Origin of the sequence: uncultured Pseudokineococcus sp. (assembly GCF_947499845.1) — a bacterium.
GTDB lineage: Bacteria > Actinomycetota > Actinomycetes > Actinomycetales > Quadrisphaeraceae > Pseudokineococcus.
Map to the genome: position 1 here is coordinate 52,065 of NZ_CANMPM010000003.1, position 26,151 is coordinate 78,215.

The 26,151-nt window shown below is 74.5% G+C and carries 24 protein-coding genes; 15 read left to right on the top strand and 9 right to left on the bottom strand.

Translation table 11 applies throughout. The annotated features are described in order from the left end of the window. Positions 1–40: 40 nt before the first annotated feature. From Q0789_RS03830 to map, 4 genes are all read right to left on the bottom strand, one after another. Positions 41–247: a DUF2200 family protein gene (locus Q0789_RS03830; RefSeq protein ID WP_298802294.1), complete on the bottom strand. Its 207-nt coding sequence runs from the start codon at positions 245–247 to the stop codon at positions 41–43. Positions 248–363: 116 nt separating this feature from the next. After that, entirely contained in the window at positions 364–2,358 is a 1,995-nt protein-coding gene (locus tag Q0789_RS03835) for a sensor domain-containing phosphodiesterase (RefSeq protein ID WP_298802295.1), read from the bottom strand. Positions 2,359–2,543: 185 nt separating this feature from the next. After that, entirely contained in the window at positions 2,544–3,614 is a 1,071-nt protein-coding gene (locus Q0789_RS03840) for an NAD(P)-binding domain-containing protein (RefSeq protein WP_298802296.1), read from the bottom strand. A gap of 59 nt (positions 3,615–3,673) precedes the next feature. Beyond that, the gene (gene map, locus Q0789_RS03845) at positions 3,674–4,447 is read right to left on the bottom strand and encodes a type I methionyl aminopeptidase (protein ID WP_298802298.1); all 774 of its coding nucleotides are present in this window, start codon (positions 4,445–4,447) and stop codon (positions 3,674–3,676) included. 371 nt (positions 4,448–4,818) lie between these two features. Between map and Q0789_RS03850 the strand changes: the two genes are divergently transcribed. From Q0789_RS03850 to Q0789_RS03860, 3 genes are all read left to right on the top strand, one after another. Then, on the top strand, positions 4,819–6,165 hold the full coding sequence (locus Q0789_RS03850; protein ID WP_298802300.1) for an extracellular solute-binding protein: 1,347 nt from the start codon (positions 4,819–4,821) through the stop codon (positions 6,163–6,165). Positions 6,166–6,232: 67 nt separating this feature from the next. After that, on the top strand, positions 6,233–7,165 hold the full coding sequence (locus tag Q0789_RS03855) for a carbohydrate ABC transporter permease (protein ID WP_298802302.1): 933 nt from the start codon (positions 6,233–6,235) through the stop codon (positions 7,163–7,165). A gap of 1 nt (position 7,166) precedes the next feature. Next, positions 7,167–8,081, top strand: coding sequence for a carbohydrate ABC transporter permease (locus Q0789_RS03860; RefSeq protein WP_298802304.1), 915 nt, complete (start codon positions 7,167–7,169; stop codon positions 8,079–8,081). 75 nt (positions 8,082–8,156) lie between these two features. Here the strand turns inward: Q0789_RS03860 and Q0789_RS03865 are convergent, their stop codons facing one another. Then, positions 8,157–9,128 carry a helix-turn-helix transcriptional regulator gene (locus Q0789_RS03865; protein WP_298802307.1) on the bottom strand — a complete coding sequence of 324 codons (972 nt, stop codon included), beginning with the start codon at positions 9,126–9,128 and terminating at the stop codon, positions 8,157–8,159. Here Q0789_RS03865 and Q0789_RS03870 point away from each other — a divergent pair. The 4 genes from Q0789_RS03870 (at position 9,127) to Q0789_RS03885 (ending at position 13,162) form a co-directional block, all read left to right on the top strand. After that, complete coding sequence (locus Q0789_RS03870) at positions 9,127–9,825, top strand: SDR family NAD(P)-dependent oxidoreductase (protein WP_298802310.1); 699 nt, start codon at positions 9,127–9,129, stop codon at positions 9,823–9,825. The two genes, Q0789_RS03865 and Q0789_RS03870, sit on opposite strands and share 2 nt — an antisense overlap. 259 nt (positions 9,826–10,084) lie before the next feature. After that, complete coding sequence (locus Q0789_RS03875; RefSeq protein ID WP_298802312.1) at positions 10,085–11,308, top strand: FAD/NAD(P)-binding oxidoreductase; 1,224 nt, start codon at positions 10,085–10,087, stop codon at positions 11,306–11,308. 59 nt (positions 11,309–11,367) lie between these two features. Beyond that, on the top strand, positions 11,368–12,372 hold the full coding sequence (locus Q0789_RS03880; RefSeq protein ID WP_298802314.1) for an aldo/keto reductase: 1,005 nt from the start codon (positions 11,368–11,370) through the stop codon (positions 12,370–12,372). A 190-nt stretch (positions 12,373–12,562) separates the two neighbouring features. Further along, complete coding sequence (locus Q0789_RS03885; protein WP_298802316.1) at positions 12,563–13,162, top strand: dihydrofolate reductase family protein; 600 nt, start codon at positions 12,563–12,565, stop codon at positions 13,160–13,162. Positions 13,163–13,258: 96 nt separating this feature from the next. Here Q0789_RS03885 and Q0789_RS03890 read toward each other — a convergent pair whose 3' ends face one another. Continuing rightward, positions 13,259–14,131 carry an NAD(P)H-binding protein gene (locus tag Q0789_RS03890; RefSeq protein WP_298802318.1) on the bottom strand — a complete coding sequence of 291 codons (873 nt, stop codon included), beginning with the start codon at positions 14,129–14,131 and terminating at the stop codon, positions 13,259–13,261. Between the two features lie 89 nt (positions 14,132–14,220). Here Q0789_RS03890 and Q0789_RS03895 point away from each other — a divergent pair, with 89 nt between their 5' ends. Then, a complete protein-coding gene (locus Q0789_RS03895; protein ID WP_298802320.1) occupies positions 14,221–14,964 on the top strand; it encodes a TetR/AcrR family transcriptional regulator in 744 nt (247 codons plus the stop codon). Between the two features lie 140 nt (positions 14,965–15,104). After that, complete coding sequence (locus tag Q0789_RS03900; RefSeq protein WP_298802322.1) at positions 15,105–15,455, top strand: cupin domain-containing protein; 351 nt, start codon at positions 15,105–15,107, stop codon at positions 15,453–15,455. Positions 15,456–15,472: 17 nt separating this feature from the next. On the opposite strand, the gene Q0789_RS03905 is transcribed toward Q0789_RS03900, so the two are convergent. Continuing rightward, positions 15,473–16,027, bottom strand: a complete 555-nt coding sequence (locus tag Q0789_RS03905) for an isochorismatase family protein (RefSeq protein ID WP_298802325.1) — start codon at positions 16,025–16,027, stop codon at positions 15,473–15,475. A gap of 156 nt (positions 16,028–16,183) precedes the next feature. Here Q0789_RS03905 and Q0789_RS03910 point away from each other — a divergent pair, with 156 nt between their 5' ends. Together Q0789_RS03910 and Q0789_RS03915 are read left to right on the top strand one after the other, a co-directional pair. Next, entirely contained in the window at positions 16,184–17,251 is a 1,068-nt protein-coding gene (locus Q0789_RS03910) for an alpha-hydroxy acid oxidase (RefSeq protein ID WP_298802327.1), read from the top strand. A gap of 32 nt (positions 17,252–17,283) precedes the next feature. Next, complete coding sequence (locus Q0789_RS03915) at positions 17,284–18,927, top strand: DUF5597 domain-containing protein (protein ID WP_298802328.1); 1,644 nt, start codon at positions 17,284–17,286, stop codon at positions 18,925–18,927. Between the two features lie 41 nt (positions 18,928–18,968). On the opposite strand, the gene Q0789_RS03920 is transcribed toward Q0789_RS03915, so the two are convergent. Then, a complete protein-coding gene (locus Q0789_RS03920; RefSeq protein WP_298802330.1) occupies positions 18,969–20,030 on the bottom strand; it encodes an SGNH/GDSL hydrolase family protein in 1,062 nt (353 codons plus the stop codon). 125 nt (positions 20,031–20,155) lie between these two features. Beyond that, positions 20,156–21,178 (bottom strand): LacI family DNA-binding transcriptional regulator, encoded by a 1,023-nt coding sequence (locus tag Q0789_RS03925; RefSeq protein WP_298802332.1) that lies wholly within the window; start codon positions 21,176–21,178, stop codon positions 20,156–20,158. A gap of 307 nt (positions 21,179–21,485) precedes the next feature. Here Q0789_RS03925 and Q0789_RS03930 point away from each other — a divergent pair, with 307 nt between their 5' ends. The 4 genes from Q0789_RS03930 to Q0789_RS03945 all read left to right on the top strand — a co-directional run bounded on the left by Q0789_RS03930 (position 21,486) and on the right by Q0789_RS03945 (position 26,134). After that, on the top strand, positions 21,486–22,505 hold the full coding sequence (locus tag Q0789_RS03930; RefSeq protein WP_298802333.1) for a sugar ABC transporter permease: 1,020 nt from the start codon (positions 21,486–21,488) through the stop codon (positions 22,503–22,505). After that, on the top strand, positions 22,499–23,434 hold the full coding sequence (locus Q0789_RS03935; protein WP_363325908.1) for a carbohydrate ABC transporter permease: 936 nt from the start codon (positions 22,499–22,501) through the stop codon (positions 23,432–23,434). The genes Q0789_RS03930 and Q0789_RS03935 overlap by 7 nt, the downstream gene beginning before the upstream one ends. 155 nt (positions 23,435–23,589) lie before the next feature. Continuing rightward, the gene (locus Q0789_RS03940) at positions 23,590–25,230 is read left to right on the top strand and encodes an extracellular solute-binding protein (protein ID WP_298802337.1); all 1,641 of its coding nucleotides are present in this window, start codon (positions 23,590–23,592) and stop codon (positions 25,228–25,230) included. Between the two features lie 250 nt (positions 25,231–25,480). Beyond that, on the top strand, positions 25,481–26,134 hold the full coding sequence (locus Q0789_RS03945) for a hypothetical protein (protein WP_298802339.1): 654 nt from the start codon (positions 25,481–25,483) through the stop codon (positions 26,132–26,134). Positions 26,135–26,151 lie beyond the last annotated feature (17 nt).

Sequence of the window (26,151 nt, forward strand, 5' to 3'; positions counted from 1 at the left end):
TGCCCGCAGGGCGGACGCTAGGGGAGCGGAGGCCCTCCGGTCAGGGAGTTGCCGGAACGTGATCCGGCGCAGCGCCGTCGGTGGTGGTGGGGCTGTCGAGCCCCGCCCGGCCCGCGGCGTCGTAGCCCGTGAGCCAGCACACGACGAGGTCGACGTCGGCCCGGCTGCGCCCCTCGCGCTCGGCCTTGGCCACGTGGTGGGGGTGGATGCTCGCCAAGGGGGTGCGGAAGACGCGGTGCCCGGCCACGACCGCCTCCTGCGACGTCGGGCGGCCGGGCCCTCCCGGCCGCGGGTCGACGGTCCCCCCGGTAGCCGGCCGCCGTCCAGGGGCCTCCCCGGGGCCCGTGGCGGCGGGCGACCGGCTCACCAGGCGGCGAGCCGGTCCGTGACCTCGTCGGTCGGCAGCGGTCGCGTGAGGTGGTAGCCCTGCAGGTGCGTCGCGCCCAGCGCGAGCAGCGCCTGCAGCGTGCCCTCGTCCTCGACGCCCTCGACGACGACCGTGCGCTGCAGCGTCCGGCCCAGCTGCACCGCGGCGGTGACGACGGCCGCGGCGGCGGGGCTCGTGCGCAGGTCCCGGGTGAAGGACCGGTCGACCTTGAGGCAGGTGGCCGGCAGGTCGACGAGCCGGCGCAGCGAGGAGTAGCCGGTGCCGAAGTCGTCGATGGCGAGCTCGCAGCCGAGGGCGACGAGGGAGCGGACGGTGGCGGCCGTCGTCTCGACGTCGCCGCTGAGGCTCGTCTCGGTCACCTCGAGCACGAGGCGCCCGGGCGCCGTGCCGGTCTCGTGCAGCGTCCGCCGCACCCGGTCGGCGAGACCGGGGTCGGCGAGCTCCACGGCCGAGACGTTGACGAAGACCCTGGGCGGGGAGAGGGCGCCGAGCGCCTCGTCCCAGGCGCGCAGCTGCGCGCACACCTCCCGCAGCACCCAGGCCCCCAGCTCGACGACGAGGCCGCTGCGCTCGGCGGCGAGGATGAACTCCTCCGCGCGCACGAGCCCGTGCCCGGGGCGGCGCCACCGCAGCAGGGCCTCGACGGCGTGCAGCCTCCCGACCGCGCGGCGCGGGCGGGCCGTGTCGGACGGCGACGCGCGCGGCGGCGGCCCCGGGGGCGCGTCGCCGCCCGCCGGCGGGTGCCCGTCCAGGCCGTCGCCGAGGTCGTGCAGCGGCTGGAAGCACAGCTCGAGCCCGCCGTCCTCGAGCGCCGCCCGCAGCGCGGGCAGGAGCTGGTCCGGGTTGGTGGCCTCGGCCCGGTGGCTCTCGTAGGCGGCCGCGTCGAAGGAGTCCACGCGCCCCCGGCCGCCCGCCTTGGCGCGGTACATCGCCGAGTCCGCGTGGGCCACGAGGGTCTCGGGGGCCAGGTCCGCGTCGTCGGTCAGCGCGACGCCGATGCTGGCCGAGGGCATGAGGACCACGCCCGCCGACACGTGCGGGAGGCTCACGCGCGCCAGGAGCCGCTGGGCGACGTCGGTGGCCTCGGCGGGCTCGACGAGGTCGTCCAGCAGCACGAGGAACTCGTCGCCGCCCACGCGCGCGACGAGGTCGCTCGGGCGCAGCACCTCCCGCATCCGCTGGGCGCAGGCGGTGAGGAGGTCGTCGCCGGCCGCGTGCCCGTGGGTGTCGTTCACGTACTTCAGCCCGTCGAGGTCGACGAAGAGCACGGCCACCCGGCCGCCGCGGCGCGCCAGGCGGGCCAGGGACCGCTGCAGCTGCTCGACGAGGACCCAGCGCACGGGCAGGTCCGTGAGCGGGTCGTGCATGGCGCGGTGCGCGAGCTGGGCCTGCGCGCGCTCGGCCGTGTCGCGGTCGGCGGCGACGACGAGGTAGGAGGTCGCGACGTCGGCGAGCGTCCGCGCGGCGGCGAGCTCGTGCGGGGCCAGCCGGCGGGTGTCGCTCCGGTACAGGTCGAGGACGCCCCACCCGCGACCACGGGCGCGCAGCGGGACGGACGTCACCGCGCGCAGCCCCAGGCGCTCGGCCGCCGCCTGGTAGGCGGGCCACCGTCCCTCGAGCCGGAGGTCGGCCACGTCGACGACGCGACCCGTGTCGTGGCTCTCCCGGCAGGGCCCGTCCTGCAGCACCTCCTGCAGGCGCTCCGCCTCCTCGACGATCGGGCGCAGGGGGCCGTGGGCCTCGGCGAAGCGCAGGAGGACGTCGTCGTCGGCCACCATGACGGCGGACCCGTCGACGGCGAGGACGTCGGTGACGGCGCGGACCAGCTGGGTCAGCACCGTCCGCGTCGTGAACGCGTGGGTGACGGAGCTCGCGAACGTGCTCAGCACCGCCGTCAGGGCGCCGTGGTCGACACCGGGGTCCGGGGAGGGCTCGACGACGGCGTCCGTCCCACCCGGTGTCGCAGCCACGGCAGCCTCCGCCCGCGGTCGGCGCTGCCGACCGTCCTCACGGCAGGTCGCCCCCGTCGCCAGCAGTGATCCAAGCCACTGCGGACCCTGGTGTCCACCCCCTCCGGGGAGACCCGCCCGCGACGCCCTCCTCAGGCCGCCGGCGCCCGGAGGGGGGGAGGGAGCGCCGTCCCCGCCGGCAGGCCTCAGGGCCGGGGTCGCGCCAGGGCGGCCGTGACCTCCGCGACCGCGTCCCGCCCCGCCCGGTTGGCGCCGACGGTCGACTGCGCTGGCCCGTACCCGACGAGGTGGACGCGCGGCTCGCGCACCACCCGCGTCCCGCGCACCTCGACGCCGCCGTCGGCGCTGCGCAGGCCCAGCGGCTCGAGGTGGCCGAGCGCGGGGCGGAACCCGGTGGCCCACAGGACGACGTCGACGGACGTGGACGTGCCGTCCGCCTCCCGGACGCCGTGCGGCTCGAGCGCCGTGAACATCGGGCGGCGCCGCAGGGCGCCGCGCTCGCGGGCGGCCACGGCGTACGGCGTCCAGGAGAGGCCGGTGTAGGAGACGACGCTGCGCGGCGCCCTGCCCGCCTCGGCGTCGGCCGCGACGCGGGCGACGACGTCGCGCCCCGTCTCCGACGTGAAGGGGCCCTCCCGGAAGACGGGCTCGCGCCGCGTGTACCAGGCGGTCCACGCGACCCGCGACACCTCCTCGAGCAGCTGGACCGCCGAGATGCCACCGCCCACGACGGCGACCCGGCGCCCGCGGAGGTCCTCGGCCGAGGCGTACTGGCTCGTGTGGAGCTGGCGCCCGCGGAAGACCTCGGCGCCCGGGTAGCGGGGGAGCAGCGGGTTCGTCCACGTGCCCGTGGCGCTGAGGAGGAAGCCGGCCCGCCAGGTCCCGGCGTCGGTGCGGACGAGCAGGTTGCCCTCGGGGTCGCCGTCGGCGCGCTCGACGCGCCTCACCCGCACCGGGCGCAGGACCGGCAGCCCCTGGTCGCGCTCGTAGGCCGCGAAGTAGCGGGGCACGGCCGTGCGCGCGGGCTCCTCGGGGTCGACGGGCGGGAGCGGGGCGCCGGGCAGGTCGAAGATCCCGTTCACCGTGCTCATGCGCAGCGAGGGCCACCGGTGCTGCCACGCGCCGCCCGGGGCGGCGTCGGCGTCGAGGACGACGAAGGACCGGTCCCCGTCGCCGTCGAGCGCGCTCGCGAAGCCGCGGCGCCGCAGGTGGTGCGCGGCCGACAAGCCGGCCTGCCCGGCGCCGACGACGACCACGGTCGCCGCCCCGCCGGGGGCGGAGGAGGCCGGGGCGGAGCCGGTCGGGGCGCCGGGCGTCAGCCCCGCGGCAGCGTCAGCACCTCGACGCCGTCCTCGGTGACGGCGACGGTGTGCTCGCTGTGCGCCGTCCGGCAGCCGGTGGCGCTGCGGAGGGTCCAGCCGTCGTCGTCCGTCACGAGCTCGTCGGTGTCGGCCATGACCCACGGCTCGAGCGCCAGGAGCAGCCCGGGGCGCAGCCGGTACCCGCGGCCGGGCCGCCCGAGGTTCGGCACGTGCGGGTCCTGGTGCATCGTCGCGCCGATGCCGTGGCCGCCGAAGTCGGTGTTGACCGGGTACCCCTCGCCGGTGAGGACCTCGCCGATGGCGTGCGAGACGTCGCCCAGCCGCGCGCCCGGGCCGACCGCGGCGATGCCGGCGTCGAGCGCCCGGCGCGTGACGTCGATCAGCGCGAGGTCCGCCTCGTCGCGCGCCTCGCCGACGACGAAGCTCACGGCCGAGTCGGCGGCGATGCCGTCGACGAGCACGGCGATGTCGAGGGTGAGGAGGTCGCCGTCCTCGAGCGCCTGGTCGCGGGGGAGGCCGTGCAGGACGCCGTCGTTGACCGACGTGCAGATGTAGTGGCCGAAGGGCCCGCGGCCGAAGGACGGCGCGTAGTCGACGTAGCAGGAGACGCCGCCGCCCTCGGCCATGAGCTCCTGGGCCCAGCGGTCGATCTCGAGGAGGTTGGTGCCCACCCGCGTCCGCTCCCGGCAGGTCTGCAGGATGTGCGCCACCAGGGCGCCCGCGGACCGCGCCCGCTCCACCTCGCGGGGGCTGAGGATCTCGATCACGCGTGGCTCCCTCGAGCGGCTGGCGACGGCACCGCAGGAGGCTACCCGCGCCCGCGGCGGACCCCTCCGCCCGGCCGCCTCCGCCCGGCACCTCCTCCCGGCCCCCGCGCCCCCGACGGCCGGTCGTCGTGACGGCCCGCACCACCTCTCCCGTGGGAGCGCTCCCGCGCGCGAGCATGCCGTCGGCGGCGTGGAGAGCGGCTCCCCCACGGACCTTGACACCCGTCATGTGACCGTTCACATTGCGGCCATCGAGCCTCGACGGAGAGGACGGAGGGCGCAGGGCGCGGCGACGGCGACGGGGGCCGCGCGCACCGGCGGTGGTACCCAGCAGACCCAGCCCAGGCCAACGGCGGCCGGGAAGGATGTCCATGACGACGACCCCAGGTTGGTCCCGACGGCGCCTGCTCCAGAGCGCCCTCGCGGTCGGGGGGCTGGGCGCCGCGGGCGCCCTCTCCGGCTGCGGCAGCCCGCTCGCCGCCGGTCTCGCCGGCACGCCGCTCAACCCCGGGACGGTGACCTTCTGGAACCTCTTCGGCGGCGGCGACGGCGCCCGGCTCCAGACGATGCTCGACGTCTACGTGCAGGAGCACGGCGGCTCGTCCTCGCTCCAGGCGGCGACCTTCGCCTGGGGCAACCCGTACTACACGAAGGTCTCGCTGGCCACGCTCGGCGACAAGCCGCCGGACGTGGCCGTCGCGCACCTCACGCGCTCGCAGAACCTCGCGAACGCCGACCTCCTGACGCCCATCACCGACGAGATGCTCGCCCTGGTCGACCTCTCGCCGTCGGACTTCACGCCGAAGGTGTGGGACGGCCAGAAGATCGACGGCACGTCCTACGCCATCCCGCTCGACACCCACCCCTTCGTCCTCTTCTACAACAAGGACGTCTGCGAGCAGGCGGGTCTCCTCGACGGCTCGGGCACGCTCGCCCCGATCCAGGGCGTGGAGCAGTGGGAGGCGGCGCTCACGGCGGCCCAGGAGGTGACGGGCGCCTTCGCCGTCAGCTCGGCCAACGTGTCGGAGAACGCGACCCCCTGGCGCCTCTTCCAGACGCTCTACCAGCAGCACGCCGGGGCGACGCCCTTCCTCGGCGACGGCGGGACGCAGCTGACCGTCGACGAGGACGCCGCGCTCGACACCCTCGCCTACATCCGCCGCATGTCCGAGCAGGGGTGGCTGCCCCGCGCCATCGACTACGCCGGGTCGCAGACGCAGATGTTCACGGGCGAGGCGGCCTTCTACCTGCAGGGCGAGTGGGAGATCACCACGGCGCAGGGCGTCGAGGGGCTCGACTTCGGCATGGTGCCCATCCCGCAGCTGTACGACCAGCCGGCGGCGCAGGGCGACTCGCACACGTTCGTCCTGCCCCGCATGGACCGGACCCCCGAGCAGATGCAGCTCGCCATGGGCTTCGTCCGGTCGATGCTCGACCAGAGCCTCACGTGGGCGAAGGGCGGGCACATCCCGGCGTACATCCCGACGCTGGAGAGCCAGGAGTACCTGGAGCTCACACCGCAGGCGGACTACGCGCAGGCCGCCGAGTACGTCGTCTACGACGCCCCCGCCTGGTACTCGGGCTCCGGCTCGACCTTCGAGAACACCGTCGGGGCCCAGGTCGGCCTCGTGCAGCAGCAGCGGCTCACCCCGGAGCAGGCCATGGCGGCCATCCGGCAGCAGCTGGCCGTCTACCTCGACACCCAGAGCCCGGTGTGACGGGCCGTCGCCGCGCGGCCGCGGCGCCCGCACCGTCCCCCCGGCCGGCCCTGCAGGAGGTCCCCCGATGACGACCCAGACCCTCAGGCCCCCCGCCGAGGCCACCACGACCGCGCGGCGGACCTCGGAGCGGCGGCCGGACAGCCGGCCGGCCTGGCTCTTCCTGGCGCCGTTCGGCGTCTTCTACCTGGCCTTCCTCATCGGGCCGACCGTCTACATGTTCGTCGTCAGCTTCTTCAACACGAGCATCGTCCAGCCGGGGCTCGGCACCTTCGCGGGGCTCGGCAACTACGCCGAGATGCTCACCCGCTCGGACTTCTGGTCCGCGATGTGGCACACCCTGCAGTTCACGCTCTACACGGTGCCGCCGCTCGTCGTCCTGTCCTTCGTCTTCGCCGTGCTCGCCAACCGGGTGCAGCGCGGCCAGTGGTTCTTCCGGCTGGCCTTCTTCGTGCCTTTCGTGCTTCCCTCGGCGTCGATCTCGCTCATCTGGATCTTCCTCTTCACGCCGGCGTCCGGCCTCTGGCCCCAGTTCCAGTCCCTCATCGGCCTGGAGCCCGACGCCGTCCTCGCCGACCCGTCGCTCGCGATGGTGGGGATCGCCGTCGCCACGATCTGGTGGACCATCGGCTTCAACTTCGTGCTCTACCTGGCGGGGCTGCAGGACATCCCGCGGGAGCTGTACGAGGCGGCGTCGGTCGACGGGGCGAGCCCCTGGCACCAGATCCGCTACATCACCGTCCCGCTGCTCGGCCGGACGACGACGCTCGTCATCATCCTGCAGATCATCGCGAGCCTGAAGATCTTCGACCAGGTCTACCTGATGACCGCCGGTGGCCCCGGGATCTCGACGCAGGTCGCCCTGGGCCTCATCACCAACACGGCCTTCACCGACTACCGGGTCGGCGCCGCCTCCGCCGCGTCGGTCCTGCTCTTCATCGTCATCGTCGTCATCGCGGTGGCGCGCCAGCTGCTCGACCGCTCCGACCGGGAGGCCTGAGATGGCGACCACGACCGACCGCAGCACCAGGACGCGCGGCGGCAACGGCGTCTCCGCCGCAGCGCCCGCCCGGACGGACCCCACGAGGATCCGGAGCCCGCGGACCTTCAACATCGTCGCCGGGATCGTCCTCGGGGTCTTCGCCTTCCTGTGGCTCGTCCCGAGCTTCTGGGCCATCAAGACGTCGCTGGTCTCGAACGAGACCGCCTCGCTCGGCGCCGACGCCATCCTCCGCAGCACCGACCCGACGCTCGCGAGCTACGCCACCCTGCTGCAGTCCGGGCAGATCTGGAACTGGTACCTGGCGAGCTTCGTCACCTCGGCCGGCACGGTGGTGCTGACCGTGGTCTTCGCCTCGATGGCGGCCTACGCGCTCTCCCGGCTGCGCTTCCGCGGCCGGAAGCTCGTGTTCGTGCTCATCCTCGCCGGGATCATGATCCCGGCGCAGGTGCTCATCGTGCCCATCTTCCAGCTGCTCGACAGCTTCTCGCTGCTCAACACCTACTGGTCGGTCATCTTCCCGCAGGTGCCCGCCGTCATCGCCGTCTTCATCTTCAAGCAGTTCTTCGACGGGCTGCCCAAGGAGCTCGACGAGGCGGCGCGCATCGACGGCGCGGGCGTGTGGCGGACCTTCTGGTCGGTCATCATGCCGCTGTCGCGGCCCGTCATCGCGGCCGTCTCGATCCTCACCTTCGTGACGGTGTGGAACAACCTCATCCTGCCGCTGTTCGTGCTCTCGAACCCCGACCTCATGACCATCCCGGTCGGGCTCGCGACGGTGCAGGGCTCCTACGGCCAGCGCTTCGCCGACATCCAGGCGTCCGCCGTGCTCGGTGCGCTGCCGCTCGTCATCCTCTACCTGCTCTTCCAGCGCCGGATCGTCGAGGGCGTCGCGGGGACGGGCCTCAAGGGCTGACGCCGCACCGCCACGGCGCCCGGGGCCGGCCGGCCCCGGGCGCCGTCGCGAGTCCGCGGACGTCCGCAGCCGCGGTCACCCGACGGTCGCCGCGGGGCGCCGCTGCCGGTGCAGCCGGGCGATGGCGTCGCCGTCGGGCGTCCCGGGGGCTGCGGTCCACACGACGACCCGCAGGTCGGTGCCGCGGGCCTCGAGCACGTCGCAGTCCACCGTCACCCGCCCGACGTCCGGGTGCGTGAAGGTCTTGCGCGAGACCGTGTGGACTCCCGCCGGCCGCTGGTCCCACAGCGCGGCGAAGCGCGGCGAGCCGGCGCGCAGCTGCGCGACGACGGCGCCCAGGCGCTCGTCGTCGGGGTGCCGGACGCGCTGGCGGTGCAGCTCGCCGACGAGGTCGCGCTCGAAGGCCGCGTCGTCCGCGGGCGCCCGCTCGCCCCACGGGGCGCCGAGGAACTGCCGGCAGGCGGCGTTCTGGCCCACGGGGTCGTCCTCGGAGAGGAAGGCGGTGGCCAGCTCGTTCGCGGCGACGACGTCCCACGCGACGTCGACGACGATGAGCGGCACGTCGTCGAAGCGCTCGACGAGGCGTCGCAGGGACGGCGACATCGTCCGGTCGGCCGTCCGACCCAGCGGGGCGGCGAGCCCGGCCAGCAGGTGCAGGTGCTCGGCCTCGTCGCCCGGCAGGCGCAGCGCCCGGGCGAGCGCGGCGACGACGGAGGCCGACGGCGCCTGCGCCCGCCCCTGCTCGAGGCGCACGAGGTAGTTCACCGAGATGCCCGCCCGGGCCGCGACCTCCTCGCGGCGCAGGCCCGTCGCCCGGCGCGAGCCGCTGCGGGGCAGGCCCACGTCCGCAGGGTCGAGGCGGGAGCGCCACGCCCGCAGGCAGGCGGCCAGGTCCTCGTGCACGCCCGTGATGCTGCCACCGCCCCGGGCCGGGGGCAGGCGGTGCCGGGCGGGCGGGGTGGGACGGGCGGCGAGGGTGGGACCGGTGGTGGTACCTCCGACCGACCCGTTGTGCGCCGTCCGCGCCGGGCGCAGCGTGGTCGCCATGTCCACCATCCTCATCACCGGAGCCAACAAGGGCCTGGGCCGCGAGTCCGCCCGCCAGCTGCGCGACCTCGGCCACGACGTCTGGGTCGCGGCCCGCGACGAGGGGCGGGGCCGCGAGGCCGCCGACGCCCTCGGCGCCCGCTTCGTCCAGCTCGACGTGACCGACGACGCCAGCGCCGCCGCGGCCGCCGAGCACGTCGCCGCCGCGACCGGCGGCTCCCTCGACGTCCTCGTCAACAACGCCGGCGTCTCCGGCACCTCCGCCCCCACGCCCGACATCACGGCCGCGGACGTGGAGGAGGTCTTCGCCGTCAACGTCCTCGGACCGGTCCGCGTGCTGCACGCCTTCCTGCCGCTCCTGCGGCGCTCGCCGGCCGGCGTCGTCGTCAACGTCTCGAGCGGCCTCGGCTCCCACGCCGTCACGTCCGAGCCGGGACGCGTCGAGAGCTCCTTCCAGGCGCCCGCGTACACGTCGTCCAAGGCCGCCCTCAACATGCTGACCAGCCAGTGGGCCGCCGCCCTGCCCGAGCTGCGGGTCAACTGCGTCGACCCGGGCTACACCGCCACGGAGTTCAACGGCCACAGCGGCCCGCAGACCGTCGAGGAGGGCGCCGAGGTCATCGTGCGCATGGCGACGATCGGCGCCGACGGCCCCACCGGCACCTACACCGACCGGCACGGCCCGCTGGGCTGGTGAGGCGGCCGCCACCGGCTGCCGACGGGGAGGACGAAGCCGCGGCGACGGAGCGTCGCCGCAGGTCAGCGGCTCGCCGGGTGCTCCCGTGACGAGCTCGTCCTCCCCGGCGGCGGGTGGTCTCGCGCCCGGGCCACCGCGGACGCCTCCCGGCGGCCGCAGGGTCGGGGGCGGGTCCGCCGGGCCGGCGACGGCTTGACCGGCACGGGCGAGCGGCACGGGACGAGTGGCAGGCGCGGGCGGGGGCGCCCATGGTCGAGGGGTGACCCTCTCGCCCCCGCGCGCCCCCGCACTGCCCGACCCGACCGCCGACCGGGCCGAGGTGCTCGTCGTGGGCGGCGGCAACGCCGGGATCTCCCTGGCCGCCCGCCTGCGGCGGGACGGGTGGCGCGACGTCGTCCTCGTCGAGCCCTCGCCCGTGCACCGCTACCGGCCCCTGCTCAACTACGTGGGCGCGGGCGAGGCGTCGATGCGCTCGCTCGAGAAGCCCATGGGCCGCGTCGTCCCAGACGGCGTCCGCTGGGTGCGGGACGCGGTGGCCTCCGTCGACCCCGCGGCGAAGGTCGTGACGACCGGCCGCGGCCGTCGCCTGCGGTACACGACGCTCGTCGTCTGCCCCGGCACGCAGGAGGACTGGGAGGACACCCCGGGCCTGCAGTCGGCGTACACGGCCGGCTGGGCCACCTCGACGTACGTCCCGAGCGCGGCCCCCCTCGTCTGGCCGGCCCTGCGCGGCGTGCGCTCCGGCACCGTGCTCTTCACCGTCCCGCCCGAGCCGGCGCCCTGCGCGGCCACCGCGCTGAAGCCCCTGCTCATGGCGTGCGACGCGTGGCGGCGTGCGGGAGTCCTCGACGACCTCGACGTCGTCCTCGCCCTGCCGGGCGAGCACGTGACCGAGGTGCCGATGGCCGACGCCCGCCTCGAGCGGGCCTTCGAGCGGTACGGCGTCCGCGTCCTGCGCGGCACCCGGGTGGCCCGCGTCGACCCGGTCCTGCGGTCCGTCGAGCTGACGACGTCCACGGGGACGGTGCGGCTCGACGACCTCGCCCACGCGCACGTCGTCCCCCACTACCGGGGGCCGCGCTGGGTGTCCGACGCCGGGCTCGGGACGCCCGCCGGGCAGGTCGACGTCGACCCGGAGACCCTGCGCTCCCGCGCGTCGGACGCCGTGTGGGCCATCGGCGACGTCGCCGCCATGGCCACGAGCTCCTCGGGCGGTGGGCTGCGCAAGCAGGTCGACGTCCTCGCGAAGAACCTCACGGCGGTGGCGAAGGGGAGGAAGCTCCACCACTACGACGGCTTCACCGTCATGCCGGTGACGACGAGCCACCGGCGGCTCGTGCTCGTGGAGCGGGACCGGAAAGGCCCGCGGCCCCGGCACCTGCCGGTCCTGCGCCGCTTCCGCCCCCGGCGGCTCACCTGGCTGTTCGACCGGTACGGGCTGCCGGTCCTCTACTGGCACCGCATCCTTCGCGGGAAGGTCTGACGGCCTCGCTCGACACCTCTCGCCGAGCCGTGCCGCCCGCCGAGGCGCACGCTGGTGGCATGGCAGACACCATCCCGACCCGCACGCTCGGCAGCGCCGCGAACGGCACGGAGCTGACCGTCTCGTCCCTCGGCCTCGGCTGCATGGGCATGAGCGCCTTCTACGGCGCCCTCGACGAGGACGAGTCGACCGCGACGGTCCACGCGGCGCTCGACGCCGGCGTCACCCTCCTCGACACCGCCGACATGTACGGCCCGTTCACGAACGAGGAGCTCGTCGGCCGGGCGATCGCCTCGCGCCGCGACGAGGTCGTCCTCGCCACGAAGTTCGGCAACGAGGCCCTGCCCGACGGCGGGTTCCGCGTCAACGGGCGCCCCGAGTACGTGCGGTCGGCGTGCGACGCCAGCCTGCAGCGGCTCGGCGTCGACGTCATCGACCTCTACTACCAGCACCGCGTCGACACCTCCGTGCCCGTGGAGGACACGTGGGGCGCCATGGCCGAGCTCGTCCGGGCGGGCAAGGTGCGCCACCTCGGCATCAGCGAGGCGGCGCCCGAGAGCATCCGGCGGGCCCACGCGACGCACCCCGTCACCGCGCTGCAGACCGAGTGGTCGCTGTGGACCCGCGACGTCGAGGAGGACGGCGTCCTCGCGACGACGCGCGAGCTGGGCATCGGCTTCGTGCCCTACTCCCCGCTCGGCCGGGGCTTCCTCTCCGGGGCGATCCGCAGCACCGACGACCTGGCCGAGGACGACTTCCGCCGCGCCAACCCGCGCTTCCAGGGCGAGAACATGACGCGCAACCTCCAGCTCGTCGACGAGGTGCGGGCGCTCGCGGACGCGAAGGGCGCGACGGCGGGCCAGGTGGCCCTGGCCTGGCTGCTGGCGAAGGGGCCCGACGTCGTCCCGATCCCGGGCACGAAGCGCCGCAGCTACCTCGCGGAGAACGTGGCGGCCGTCGACGTCGAGCTCACGCGCGAGGAGCTCGACCGGCTCGAGGCCGTGCTGCCCGTCGGCGCGAGCGCCGGCGACCGCTACCCGGACATGAGCACCGTCCGGCGCTGACGCCGCCGGCGGCGGAGGGAGACCAGCGGTGGAGCGACGGCGCGCCTGATGGCGCCGTGGCTCCACCGCTGCGCCGGGGAGGGGCCGTGGGGCGAGCCGACCGCGCGCGGGGCGATGAGTCCCGGCGGCCCCGCCGGTCCTCCCCTCACCAGCGCCCGCGCCGGACGGGCGCGACGGCCGGGAGGTCCCCGTGGCGATCGTCGTCTCGACCCTGTTCTCCGCCCTCGACGGTGTCGTGGAGGTCGACCCTGCCTGGCACTTCCCCTACTTCGACGACGCCGTGGGGGCGGCGGTGGACGAGGACTACGAGGACGTCGACGTCCTCGTCCTCGGTCGCGTGACCTACGAGAGCTTCGCCGGCGCCTGGCCCGACCGCGAGGCCGCCGGCGGGGAGGACGCCGACTTCGCCCGGCAGCTCGGCGACGTCCGCAAGGTCGTCGCGACGCGGGGCGCGCACGACCTGGGGTGGCGGAACGCGGAGGCGGCGCCCGACGTCGTCGCCGCGGTGCGGGCCCTGCGGGAGGACGCGTCGGTGGGGAAGGTGCTCGTCGCGGGGTCCCCCTCGGTGGTGCGCCAGCTCCTCGCCGCCGGGGTGCTCGACGAGCTGCGCCTGCTCGTGCACCCGGTGGCCGCCCGCCGCGGCGGGCGGCTCTTCGACGAGGGCGACGAGCTGCAGCCCCTGCGGCTGCTGACCTCCCAGGCGCTGCCGACCGGGGTGCTCCGGCTCGTCTACGCGCCGGCCGAGCTGCCGGCGGCGCAGGCGTCCGAGGACGTCGCCGGGCCGGTGTGAGCCCGGGGCCGTCCACGAGCGTGACCGTGCGCGGTCGTGCTCGTGGACGGCCCCGCCGTCGGTGCTCGTGGACGGCTCCGTCCGGACGGGGGCTGGTCAGGCGCCGGCGGGTGCGGCGACGCCGAGCTGGGCGGCCAGCACGTCGCGCAGGCGCACCGGCTCGCGGCCGAGGACCTCGGCGAGGGTCGGGTCGGTGACGGCGAAGTCGCCGCGGCGCCCGGCGGTGAAGAAGGTGAGCGCGAGCGGCGCGTACGCCTCCGGCGTGCCACCCGCCACGAGCTCCGCGAGGAAGTCCTCGTCCGACACGGTGGTCCGCCGCAGCGGGCGGCCCGTCAGCTCGGCGACGACGTCGGCGACCTCGTCCATGTCGAGCAGCTCGGAGCCCGTGAGCGGGGGCGTGGTGCCCGACAGGCGCTCCGGCGCGGTGAGGGCGACGGCGGCGGCGACGCCGAGGTCGTCCTGCGCCGTCCAGCAGACGGGCCCGCCCTCGGGCAGGCGCAGCTCGCCCGTCTCGACGCCGCGGCCCAGCATGTGCAGCGCGCTGGTGGCGTGGAAGCCGTCGCGCAGGGCCGTGGACGCGACGCCGCTGCGCTCGAGGTGGCGCTCGGTCTCGGCGTGGCCGACGGCCGGCATGAAGACCGGCGCCGGGGTCGCGCCGGCGGCCATGTGCGAGGTGTAGACGACGCGCCGGGCGCCGGCGGCGACGGCGGCGTCGACCGCCGCGACGTGCGACTCCGCGCCCGTCGGGCCGGAGACGAGCAGCACCTGCGTCGCGCCCTCGAAGGCGGCGGCCAGGGTCGACGGCTCGGTGAAGTCGCCGCGGCGGACGCGGACGCCGCGGTCGGCGAGGTCCTGGGCCCGCTCCGGGTGGCGGACGCTGACCCCCACCTCGGAGGCGGGGACGCGCTCGAGCAGGTGCTCGACGCTGGCGCGGCCGAGCTGGCCGGTGGCTCCGGTGACGATGATCACGGTGTTCTCCCTCTCGTGCTTCCGTCGATAACGTCACGACCGTAAGCGCCGGTGTCCGTCGTTAGCAAGCGCGAGTTACCATCGGAACCATGAGCCAGGACGTCGGAGAGGGACCAGCGGTCGCCGAGGCGGGCCGGGGGCGCCTGCGCGACGACGTCGTCCGCGCGACGCTCGACCTGCTCGCCGAGGGCGGTCGGGACGCGGTCTCGACCCGGGCGGTCGCGGCCGCCGCGGGGACGCAGGCGCCGACGATCTACCGCCTCTTCGGCGACAAGGCGGGCCTGCTCGCCGCCGTCGCCGAGCACGGGTACGCGACCTACCTCGCCGCGAAGCCACCTGCGCGGGGCGGTGACCCGGTGGCCGAGCTCCGCGCGGGCTGGGACCTCCACGTGGGCTTCGGCCTCGCCAACCCCGCGCTGTTCTCGCTCATGTACGGCGACCCGGTCCCGGGGCGGCGGCCCGAGGCGGCGTCGCGGGCGCTCGGCGTGCTGCGCTCCCGGATGACGGCGATCGCCGCTGCGGGGCGCCTGCGCGTCGACGTGCAGCTCGCCGCCGACATGGTGCACGCGGCCGCCTGCGGCGTCGTCCTCACGCTCCTCGGGCTCGAGGAGGGGGAGCGCGACGCCGCGCTGTCGCGCAGCACCTTCGACGCCGTCATGGCCGCCGTCACGACCGACGCCGTCGAGCGCCCGGCGGCGGGCGCCGTGCCCGCGGCCAACGCCCTGCGCGCCGAGCTCCCGGGGCTCGACGAGCTCAGCCCGGCGGAGCGGGCGCTGCTGCGGGAGTGGCTGGACCGCGTGACCGGGCCGTCGCGCCCGTCACGGGGGGCGTGAGCGGTCGCCCCTGCAGCCGACGACGTCCACGAGCGTGACCGTGCACGGTCACGCCCGTGGACGTCCTCGCCGCCGCTCCTAGTGAACCGCTCCTGCGGCCGCGGCTCGCTGCCGCCGCGGGGCGGCCGTAGCGTCGCGGCATGGGTGACACGACGATCATCAAGGTCGACAGCGCGCACTCCCCGCGCGGCGCCATGGGGCAGGTGCACCTCGCCAGCGGGGCGACGACGAGCATGCGGATGTGGCGCGAGCAGCCGCCCGGGGACCCGGAGCCCGAGGTGGCCCGCGAGTACGAGACGGTCGGCTACGTCATCGCCGGCCGCGCCGAGCTGCGCAGCGAGGGCCAGGTCGTGGTCCTCGAGGCCGGCGACTCGTGGGTCGTGCCGAAGGGCGCCGTGCACGCCTACGCGATCCTCGAGCCCTTCACCGCCGTCGAGGCCACCCACCCGCCCGCGCAGGTGCACGACCGGGACCAGCCGGCGAGCGCCTGACCCCGGCCGCCCGCAGCTCAGCCGTCGAGGCGCACCTCCTCGGCCGTGACCACGCGGGCCGTGCGCCCCGGCGCCGTCTGGCGCTGCCAGTAGAGGTTCGTGTGGGCGACGACGGCCGCCGGCGGCGGGGCGCCGTGGGCGCTGAGGTCCTCCGTGGTGTGGGCGTCGCCGACGAGCGTGACGTCGTAGCCACGGGTGAAGGCGCCGTGGACGGTGGAGCGGATGCACGCGTCGGTCTGCGCGCCGGCGACGACGAGGTGCCCGGCGCCCACCGAGGCCAGCACCTCCTCGAGGTCGGTGCCCTCGAAGGAGTCGCCGTGCTCCTTGGGCACCAGGGCCTCGTGGTCGCCCCGCGCGAGCTCGGGCACCAGCTGCCACCCCGGGCTGCCGCTCACCAGCCCGGCGTCGGAGTGCTGGACCCAGACGACGGGCACGTCCGCCGCGCGGGCCCTCTCCACCAGGCGGGCGACGCGGCCCACCACGGCGTCGCGGTCGTGCGCGCCGGCGACGACGTCCACCTGGACGTCGACGACGGGCAGCGCCGTGCCCCTGCGGCCCTCGAGCGTGGTCATGGCCTCTCCCTGACCCGGTCGCGGCCGCCGTCGGCCGCGGTGCGGGGACGTTAGCGCGGACCACCGACAGCGGGCTCCGGCGCGGCGGCCCCTCGGCGGCGCGTCCAGCACGACCGTGCCCCCCGCTGCGCCGCTGCCCGGGGGATGCTCGCGGGCGTGACGTGGCTGGAGGACCTGGAGGAGCGGGCGCGCGCCGTGCTGCCCGCGCACGTGGCGGGCTACTACGCCGCCGGCGCCGGCGCCGGCGAGTGCCTGGCGGAGGAGCTGGCGGGGTGGCAGGCGCTGCGGTGGCGGCCGCGCGTGCTCACGGACACGAGCGCCGTCGACCTCTCGACGACCGTCCTCGGCACCCAGCTCCGCACCCCCGTCCTCGTCGCGCCCATGGCGCAGCAGGTGGCGGCCCACCCCGAGGGCGAGGCGGCCACCGGCCGCGCCGTCGCGGCGGCGGGCTCGCTGCTCGGCGTCTCGACCAACACCGCCGTGCCCTTCGACGCCGTCACGGCCACGGGGGCGCCCTGGTGGTACCAGGTCTACGTCATGCGGGACCGGGGGCTGACCCGCCTGCTCGTGGAGCGCGCCGCCGCCGCGGGTGCCCGGGCGCTGGTGCTCACGCTCGACACGACGGCGCTCGCCTCGACCGTCCCCGGGGTCGAGCCGACCGAGTGGCCGCCCGGGCCGGCCCGGGAGCGGGCGACGGCCCTGACGGCCGAGGACCTCGCCGACCGCGAGGAGGGGGCGACGGGCACGGCTCGCGACCTCGACGCCGGGACCGTCGGCTGGTTGCGCGAGCTCTCCGGCCTGCCCGTCCTCGTCAAGGGCGTCCTGCGCGGCGACGACGCGGCGCGCTGCGTCGACGCCGGGGCCGCGGGGGTCGTCGTGTCCACCCACGGCGGGCGGCGGCTCGGCACGTCGGTCACGGCGCTGCGCGCGCTGCCGGAGGTGGTCGCCGCGGTGGGGGACCGCGCCGAGGTCCTCGTCGACAGCGGCCTGCGCTCCGGCGGCCACGTGGCGGCGGCGCTCGCGCTCGGCGCGCGCGCCGCCTTCGTCGGCCGCCCGGCGATGTGGGGGCTGGCGGCCGACGGGGAGGCGGGCGTCGCCGACGTCCTGCGGCGGCTCACCGACGAGCTGGCCCTCGTGCTGCAGCAGGTCGGCGCGCCGCGCGCGGTCGATCTCTCGCCCGACCTCCTCGCCCAGGACGCCCCACCACCACGCCGCGACGGCTGAGGTCGGACCCGGGCGTGCCAGACTCGCGGCCCATGCGCGAGGCACCAGGACAAGGGCCCGGGGACCGCCCGGGCGAGGGACCCGGGTCGCTGCCGAGACTGCAGCGCTCCGGGGACGCCACCCAGCTGGTCGTCGACGGTGCGCCCTTCCTCGTCCGCGGCGGTGAGCTGGGGAACTCGAGCGCCGAACGCGCGCACCTGCGCAGCTCCTGGCCGAAGCTCGAGGCGCTCGGGCTCAACACGGTCGTGGCGCCGGTGCGTTGGGACCTGGTGGAGCCGGTGGAGGGCACCTTCGACTGGAGCAGCGTCGACGAACTCGTCGAAGACGTGCAGGAGCACCGGATGCGGCTGGTGGTCCTCTGGTTCGGCACCTGGAAGAACAGCATGTCCTGCTACGCGCCGGACTGGGTGAAGAGCGACGTCGACCGCTTCCCGCGGTGCCGGACCTCGACCGGCGAGCCGCTGGAGATGCTCACCCCCTTCAGCACCGCCAACCGCGACGCCGACGCGAGGGTCTTCGCCGCTCTGATGAGGCACCTGCGCGAGCACGACCGGCGACACACGGTCGTCCTCGTGCAGGTCGAGAACGAGATCGGCATGATCCCCGAGGCGCGCGACCGGTCCCCGGAGGCAGAGGCGGCCTTCACGTCCTCGGTGCCGGCGGAGCTGCTCGCCCACGTACGGGAGCACGGCGGGCGCCTGGCGCCGGAGCTGGCCCCGGCGTGGGAGGCCCTGGCCTCGACCGGGGGCGGCAGCTGGGCCGATGCACTGGGAGAGGGCCCCGCCACCGATGAGCTCTTCATGGCCTGGCACTTCGCCCGCTACGTGCAGGCGGTCGTCGAGGCGGGCAAGGCCGAGCTGGACCTGCCCATGTACACGAACGCGGCGCTCGTCCGACCTGGGGCGCTGCCCGGTCAGTACCCCAGCGCAGGCCCGCTGCCCCACCTGGTGGACGTCTGGCGCGCGGGCGCGCCGTCCCTGGACTTCATCGCCCCCGACATCTACTTCCCCGACTTCGCGGGCTGGGCCGGCAGGTACGCGCGCACCGGTGACCCGCTCTTCGTCCCGGAGGCCCTCCGCAGCGTCGACGCGGCCGCCAACGCCCTCTACGCCTACGGCGCCCACTCGGCGATCGGCTTCTCGCCCTTCGGCATCGAGTCGATCGAGGGTGACGCGGCGGAGCTGCTCGCCGCAGCCAACGACGTCGTGCGCCAGCTGACGCCGCTGATGACGGCCCACGCGGGAGACGGTCGCATGACCGGCTTGCTGCCGCCGGCCGACGACATGCGCACGCCGCACCGGGTGCGAGTCGGTGAGGTGGTCCTCGACGTGACCTACGAACGTCAGTCCGCGCCCAGCCTCGCGGACGGCGTGATCAACGAGGCCGGTGACCGGTCGACGGACGGCCGGCGACTGCCGGCGGGCGCCGTCGTCGTCCGGACGGGCCAGGACGAGCTGGTGGTCGGCGGGATCGGGGTGACGATCACCTTCTCGCCGACGCAGCTCGGCCAGGAGCGCGTCGGCATCCTCAGCTGCGAAGAAGGTCGCTTCGACGAGGACGGGGCCTGGCGGCACCTGCGCTGGCTGAACGGCGACGAGACCCACCAGGGACGGCACGTCCGGCTGCCGCCCGGACGCATGACCGTCCAGCGGGTCCGGTTGTACCGCTACCGCTGACCCGCGCGGCCTCGTGCGACGCCACCGACCAGGAGGACCTGTCAGGCCGGCTCCGGCGGCTCGAACAGGTCCAGCGGCACGGCCGCGGCCAGAGCGGCGTAGCCGGCGGGGCCCAGGTGCAGGTGGTCCCCGCCGTCGAGGGCCGGCCGGAGGCGGCCGGGCCGGGCCGGGTCGCGCGCGGCGCGGTCGAGGTCGACGACGGCGTCGAAGCATCCGCTCGTGCGCACCCACTCGTTGACCACGCCGCGGCTGCCCTCCCGCTGCCCTTCCGGGTCGTCGTAGTCGACGTGGCCCCCGAAGGGGAGCAGCGTGGCGCCGAGGGTCCGCAGCCCCCGGGCCCGCGCACGGACGACGAGCTGCTCGTAGCCGCGCACGAGATCCTCGGCGACCTCCCGCTGGGCTTCCGCCGTCGGGGCAGCGGTCCCCAGGTCGTTGACCCCGGCCAGCACGAGGAGCCAGGCGGCACCGCTGACGGCGAGGACGTCCCGGTCCAAGCGCGCCAGGGCGCTCGGCCCGAGGCCGTCGGCCAGCACGCGGCCACCTCCGCCCGCCGCGTTGACGACGGCCACATCGGTGCGGCCCGCCGCCTGGAGCCGCGCGACGAGCAGGTCCGGCCACCGGTCGTCGCCGTCGGTGGTCGAGCCCCTCCCGTCGCTGAGCGAGTCGCCGAGGACGACGACGACCCGGGTGGGCCTCTCGGGGACGACCTCCATCCCCGCCAGGCAGTACCAGTGCTCGACGGGCGCAGCGCCGGGCAGGTCCTCGTCACCGGCGCGGTCGCCCGCCAGCACGTGCGACGTCGTGCGGGATCCCGGGTGGCTCGTGAGCCCCCACCGGGACGCCTCGCCGAGCAGGTGCGTGGTGAGCGTGAGTGCCGACCTCGCCGACGTGACGACGTCGACGGGGTCGGAGACGACCAGGGCTCCCACGGGCACGCGCACGTCGGGGCGTCCTCCGAAGGTCAGCGGGAGCGGGGACCTCGGTTCGACGGCGCTCGCGCCCGACCGGTCCCCGACGGGGCGGGCGATGACGGCGCGTGCCACCCGCAGCTCCTCGTCGCCGAAGGCGTTCGACAGGCGCACGCGCAGGCGCCGCCCTCCCACGGACGTGCGGACGGTCTGCCGGAGGGTCGTGCCCGAGCCGTCGCCCGGGGGGGTCGGGGGGAGGTCCGACGCCTCGCTCCGCCGGGGCGTGCACGCCCAGGTGTGCACCCAGGACTCCGCCTGCCTCATCGGTGCACCGGGCTGGGCGGCGCCGTGCTCTCGCGGACGACGAGCTCGGTGGCGAGGTCGATGCGCGGCGTGGCCAGACGTTCGCCGCGGGCCAGGTCGAGCACCATGCGCGTCGCCGTGCCGGCCATCTCCTGCAGGGGCTGGCGGACGGTCGTCAGCGCCGGACCGATCCACCGCGCCACGGGCAGGTCGTCGTACCCGACGACCGAGACGTCCTCGGGCACACGGAGCCCCAGCTCGCGCGCCGCCCGCAGCACCCCGAGGGCCTGGTAGTCGCTGCCGGCGAAGACGGCGGTCGGCCGGTCCGGTCGCGACAGCAGCTGGGAGCCGTGGGTGTACCCGCCCTCGACGTGGAAGTTGCCGTACCGCACCAGGGAGGGGTCGAGGTCGAGGCCGGCCTCGGCGAGCCCCGTCCGGCAGCCGTCGAGCCGCGCCCTGCTGCAGAGGACGTCGGCGGGGCCGGTGACCACCGCCAGGCGGCGGTGCCCGAGCTCGATCAGGTGGCGCGTCGCCGCCAGCGCGCCGTTCCAGTTGGTCGACCCCACCGTGGGCACCTCGGGAGGCGGTTCGCCCGCCGTGTCGACGACGACGAAGGGGATGGATCGCGCCCGCAGCTGGCGGCGCTGGTCCGGGCTCACCTCGGAGAGGACGAACACCACGCCCATCGGGCGTCGCGCCAGGCAGTCGTCGAGCCACTCCTGGGGGGGTCTGTGCACCCCGCCGAGCTCGGTCAGCACGAGCGCCACGCGCTCCGGGCCGGCCACCGACTCGACGCCGCGGATGATCTCCTCGCCCCAGGTCGAGAGCTCGTGGAAGACCAGCTCGAGGAGACGCGGCCCGCCCGTCGTCCGGGAGGGGCGCCGCTGGTAGCTCAGGCGTTCGATCGTCTCCTCCACCCGCGCGCGGGTGGAGAGGGCGACGTCCGACCTGCCGTTGAGGACCTTCGACACCGTCGCCACGGAGACGCCCACGTCTGCGGCGATGGCGGCGAGGGTCGGCCGCGCGCTGTCCGTCGTCATGCTTGTCCTGTGCTCGGCTCGAAATTTGCGAGAACGCTAGCACCGTCACCACGGCACGAGAAGGACGCTCGCGCTGACTCCGTCTTCTCGTCGGCCCCACGTGTGAGGTGATGGCGGGAAGAGAGGCCGTCCTGGTGGTTGACCCGCCGTCGCGCAGCCGCCTACAGTGCTGCACGTATCGACAAGGTGGTCGAAACTTTCGACACACATGGGTGTGGGTTGGGGGCGTCGTGCGAGCAGGCGAGAGCACCGCGAGCGCAACGAAGTCGCGGCGGACGTCGCGGCCGGGGCGCCGGGACGGGGCGACATGAGCGCCCTGTCCTCGTCCGGCGGGGCGTCGGGCAGCACCGGCTCCGCCCTGGGCGGGGCGTCGGAGGCGGCTGCCGTGGCGCTGGAGGAGCAGACGCCCGTCCGACGCCCGCCGCGCAGGACGTGGCGGAGCGCGCTGAAGCGCGACTGGCGGCTCTACTCGCTGGTGCTCCTGCCCCTCCTCTTCTTCGCGGTCTTCCGCTACCTGCCCATGCTGGGCAACGTCATCGCCTTCCGGCGCTTCCGGCCCGGCGGCAGCATCTTCGGCGACGAGTGGGTGGGGCTGCGGTACTTCGAGCTCTTCGTCAACGACCCGCTCTTCTGGAACGTCTTCAAGAACACGCTCGTCCTCGGGGCGCTCACGCTGGTCGTCGTGTTCCCGATGCCGATCGTGCTGGCGTTGCTGCTCAACGAGCTGCGTTCCAAGCGCTTCAAGCGGTTCGTCCAGACGGTGTCCTACCTGCCGCACTTCATATCGATCGTCATCGTGGCCGGCCTCGTGCTCCAGCTCACCTCGGCGCAAGGGACGATCAACCAGCTCGTCCAGCTCTTCGGCGGGGACTCGATCCCGTTCATGCAGCAGGCCGAGTGGTTTCGCACCGTCTACATCACCTCGGAGGTCTGGCAGACCGTCGGGTGGGGGACCATCCTCTACCTCGCCGCCCTCACCCAGGTGGACGAGAACCTCTACGAGGCGGCGCGCATCGACGGCGCCAACCGGTGGAAGCAGACGTGGCACGTGACGCTGCCCGGGATCCGCCCGACCATGATCACCCTGCTCGTCCTCAACATCGGCACGTTCATGGCAGTCGGTTTCGAGAAGATCTTGCTGCTGTACAACCCGCTGGTGTACCCCACCGCAGACGTCATCTCCACGTACCTCTACCGGGTGGGCATCCTCTCGAGCAACTTCTCCTACGCCGCGGCGATCGGCCTGTTCGAGGCTGTCATCGGGCTGACGTTGATCCTGTCCGCCAACGCGATCTCGCGCCGAGCAGTGGGGACGAGCCTGTGGTGACCGTCGCCGATCCCGACCGCGCCACCCGCCGGGTGGCTGCCACCCCGCCGACCCGGCGGGTCAAGGACAGCCGTGGCTATCAGGTCTTCAGGGTCGTCAACGTGACCGTCCTGCTGCTCGTGGTCGGCCTGGTCCTCTACCCCTTCGTCAACATCGTGGCCCAGTCCTTCTCCTCGGAGGGGGCCATCACCTCGGGCCAGGTGAACCTGGTGCCGCGCGGGTTCAACGTGGAGACCTACCGGCTCGTCATGAGCGACTCCCTGTTCTGGGTCAACTACCGGAACACAGTCGTCTACACGGTGGTCGCCACGGCGATCGCCATGGTGCTGACGACGACGTTCGCCTACGCGATCTCCAAGAAGGACCTCAAGGGGCGGTCGGTCCTCATCGGCGTCGCCGTCTTCACGATGTTCTTCAACGGCGGACTGATCCCCAACTACGTGCTCATCAACGAGCTGGGCATGACGAACACGCTGTGGGCCATCGTGCTGCCCAACGCCATCAGCGTCTTCAACCTGCTCGTCATGAAGGCCTTCTTCGAGAACCTGCCGGCCGAGCTGGAGGAGGCAGCCTCGATCGACGGCCTCACCACCTACGGCATCTTCTTCCGCATCGTGCTGCCGCTCAGCAAGGCGGTCATCGCGACGATGGTGCTCTTCTACGCGGTCTTCTTCTGGAACTCGTGGTTCCAGGCCTTTCTCTACCTGGACCGTGCGGAGCTGTACCCCGTCACCGTCTACCTGCGGAACATGATCGCGGGCGCCACCACCTCGACCTCCATGGGGGCGAGCGCGGACGATGCCGCGCAGGTCGCGGCGAACATCCAGGCCGTGACGATGGTGCTCACGGTGCTGCCCATCATCTGCCTCTACCCCTTCCTCCAGAAGTACTTCGTGTCAGGCGTGATGCTCGGCTCGGTCAAGGGCTGAGCCCCCGGCGCCGGCGCCGCACGCGGTCGGGCCCCGCGACCCCTGCCCGAGCAGCACTGCGGCCTCGACCCGCGGCCACGACTCCGCCGACCACGACCCCGACCCCCGACCGGGTCCACCGAGGCCCAGGACCACCCACCCCGAGAAGGACGACGATGAGACTCGCAACGCAGCGATCGACCGCGCTGGCCGCGGCCATGGGCCTGGCCCTCACCCTCACCTCCTGCTCCGGCGGCGACGACGACGCGGCCGTCGAAGACGTCATCGAGCAGTCCTCGGTGGGCGCCATGGAGGACTTCGGCGTCGGGGACACCTTCCAGGCGACGGAGCCGGTGTCCTTCTCGCTCCTCTACCGGGACCACCCGAACTACCCCAACGACCCGGACTGGCTCTTCTACCAGACCCTCGAGGAGGAGCACGGCGTCACGCTGGAGACGACGCTCGCCCCGCTCAGCGACTGGGAGCAGCGTCGCAGTCTGGTCATCGGCGCTGGGGACGCGCCTGATTTCATCCCTGTCACCTACCCCGGGCAGGAGGCGCCCTACGTCGCGTCGGGGGCCATCCTGCCCGTGAGCGACTACGTCGAGCTGATGCCGAACTTCCAGGCCAAGGTCGAGGAGTGGGGGCTGGAGGAGGAGATCGACTCCCTGCGTCAGGAGGACGGCAAGTTCTACCTCCTGCCGGGCCTCCTGCAGGACCTGCGCCCCGACTACACCGTCGGCATCCGGACCGATGTCCTCGAAGAGCTCGGCCTCGAGGAGCCGACCTCCTGGGACGAGCTCCGCACGGCGTTCGAGGCGATGAAGGAACGCGATCCCGCCTCCTACCCCTTCTCCGACCGCTGGGAGGGGGAGTCGCTGCTGAACTACGCCGCGCCGGCGTTCGGCACGATCGGAGGCTGGGGCTTCGGGGACGGTGTGGTCTGGGACGAGGAGGCCGGCGAGTACGTCTTCGCGCCGACGACCGACGAGTACCGCGAGATGGTCGAGTACTTCCGCGGGCTCGTCGAGGACGGCCTCATGGACCCGGAGAGCTTCACGCAGTCCGACGAGGACGCGCTGGCCAAGCTGGCCAACGAGCAGTCCTACGCCATCAGCACCAACTCGCAGGAGATCCTCGGCGCGCGCACTGCCCTCGACGCCTCCGTCGGGACGGACGCGTACGCCTTGTCCAAGACGATCCTCCCCGCTGGACCGGCCGGCGACGTCGTCGGCGGGACGCGGCTGGAGAACGGCCTGATGGTCTCCTCGACTGCCGTGGAGAACGACGACTTCACGGCCATGATGCAGTTCATCGACTGGCTGTACTACTCCGACGAGGGCATGGAGTTCGCCAAGTGGGGGGTCGAGGGGGAGACCTACACCAAGACGGGTGGTGAGCGCATGCCGGCGGAGGACGTCACCTTCACCGGCCTCAACCCGGGCGCCCAGACCGACATGCAGAGTGACTACGGCTTCTTCAACGGCGTGTACATGTTCGCCTCGGGCTCCACCCGCGACCTCGTGCTGTCGAACCTCTACGACGAGGAGGTGGCCTGGCAGGAGGAGATGCTCTCCAAGGAGTCGGTCCCGGTGCCGCCGCCCTACCCGCTGGACGAGATCGAGCGCGAGCAGGTCTCGCTCTACCAGACGGCGCTGACCGACCTGACGCGCCAGGGGACGCTCCAGTTCATCCTGGGCCAGCGCGACATCGCCGACTACGACGCCTTCATCGGCGAGCTCGAGGCGTCCAACCTGGACGCCTACCTGCAGACCGTCAACGAGGCCCAGCAGCGGTTCGCCGAGACGAACGGCTGAGAGCCGCCTGCGAGGGCCCGGCTCCCCGGAGGGGGCCGGGCCCTCGCCCGTCCAGGGCCCGCGGCGACGCCCCGTGGACCGGGCCCTCCGGCGAACCACCGCCCCCAGGAGAGGACGCTGCCGCCATGGACGCGACCTTCACGCCGCCCCCGACCCGGCTGGGTCCACAGATCCGCCAGGGCCCCCCGACCCGCCCGGACGGTGTGGCCCGTCGGGTGCCGCAGCGGTGAGGGCCCCCGGCGAGGGCCCGTTGACCCGCTTCGCGGCGGTGGTCCACTGGTTCCTCGTGGTCGAAGTGCTCCTCGTCCTCGTCACCGCGCCCGGGCTGGTGGCCGCTCTGCTGCTGGCGCCCGTGGCGAGCAACCTCCCGCTGTACGCGCTGTGCGCCGTGCCCGTCGGGCCGGCCGTGGCGGCGGCGCTGCACGCCTGGCGGGCCTTCCTCTCCGACCGCGACGACGAACCGGCCCGCCGCTTCCTGCGCGGGTACCGGCTGGGGGTCGGCGACGCCCTCTGGACCTGGGTGCCGGCGCTCGGCGTCCTCACTGTCCTCGGGGTGTCGGTCGCCTACCGCGACGCCGTCCCGGGTGGAGGCGCGCTCGTCGTGGCCCAGGTGACCCTGGGGGTGGTGGTGCTCCTGTGGGCCCTGCGGATGCTGTCGATCACCGCCTCCTACGCCTTCCGATGGCGCGACGCCGCTCGGCTGTCCGTCCTGACCCTCGTCGTGCGCCCGGCGGCGAGCCTGGCCCTGCTGTCGCTGCTCGTGCTCGTCGCCGGCACGACGTACGTCACCTTCGACGGCGTGGTGGTACTCCTCGGCTCGGTGCTGACCTTCCTCCTCGCACGAGGGGAGCAGCCCGTGCTCCGCCAGGTGGGGGAGCAGTTCGTGGAGGCGCCCCCGGGGTGAGCGCGCCCGCCGACGCG

What these genes read in the sequence shown, in the direction of transcription:
- Q0789_RS03900 (WP_298802322.1), top strand. Translation starts at nt 15,105, where the DNA reads ATGGGTGACACGACGATCATCAAGGTCGACAGCGCGCACTCCCCGCGC.
- Q0789_RS03870 (WP_298802310.1), top strand. Translation starts at nt 9,127, where the DNA reads ATGTCCACCATCCTCATCACCGGAGCCAACAAGGGCCTGGGCCGCGAG.
- Q0789_RS03905 (WP_298802325.1), bottom strand. Translation starts at nt 16,027, where the DNA reads ATGACCACGCTCGAGGGCCGCAGGGGCACGGCGCTGCCCGTCGTCGAC.
- Q0789_RS03855 (WP_298802302.1), top strand. Translation starts at nt 6,233, where the DNA reads ATGACGACCCAGACCCTCAGGCCCCCCGCCGAGGCCACCACGACCGCG.
- Q0789_RS03940 (WP_298802337.1), top strand. Translation starts at nt 23,590, where the DNA reads ATGAGACTCGCAACGCAGCGATCGACCGCGCTGGCCGCGGCCATGGGC.
- Q0789_RS03930 (WP_298802333.1), top strand. Translation starts at nt 21,486, where the DNA reads ATGAGCGCCCTGTCCTCGTCCGGCGGGGCGTCGGGCAGCACCGGCTCC.
- Q0789_RS03915 (WP_298802328.1), top strand. Translation starts at nt 17,284, where the DNA reads ATGCGCGAGGCACCAGGACAAGGGCCCGGGGACCGCCCGGGCGAGGGA.
- Q0789_RS03865 (WP_298802307.1), bottom strand. Translation starts at nt 9,128, where the DNA reads ATGGCGACCACGCTGCGCCCGGCGCGGACGGCGCACAACGGGTCGGTC.
- Q0789_RS03880 (WP_298802314.1), top strand. Translation starts at nt 11,368, where the DNA reads ATGGCAGACACCATCCCGACCCGCACGCTCGGCAGCGCCGCGAACGGC.
- Q0789_RS03860 (WP_298802304.1), top strand. Translation starts at nt 7,167, where the DNA reads ATGGCGACCACGACCGACCGCAGCACCAGGACGCGCGGCGGCAACGGC.
- Q0789_RS03850 (WP_298802300.1), top strand. Translation starts at nt 4,819, where the DNA reads ATGACGACGACCCCAGGTTGGTCCCGACGGCGCCTGCTCCAGAGCGCC.
- Q0789_RS03925 (WP_298802332.1), bottom strand. Translation starts at nt 21,178, where the DNA reads ATGACGACGGACAGCGCGCGGCCGACCCTCGCCGCCATCGCCGCAGAC.
- Q0789_RS03895 (WP_298802320.1), top strand. Translation starts at nt 14,221, where the DNA reads ATGAGCCAGGACGTCGGAGAGGGACCAGCGGTCGCCGAGGCGGGCCGG.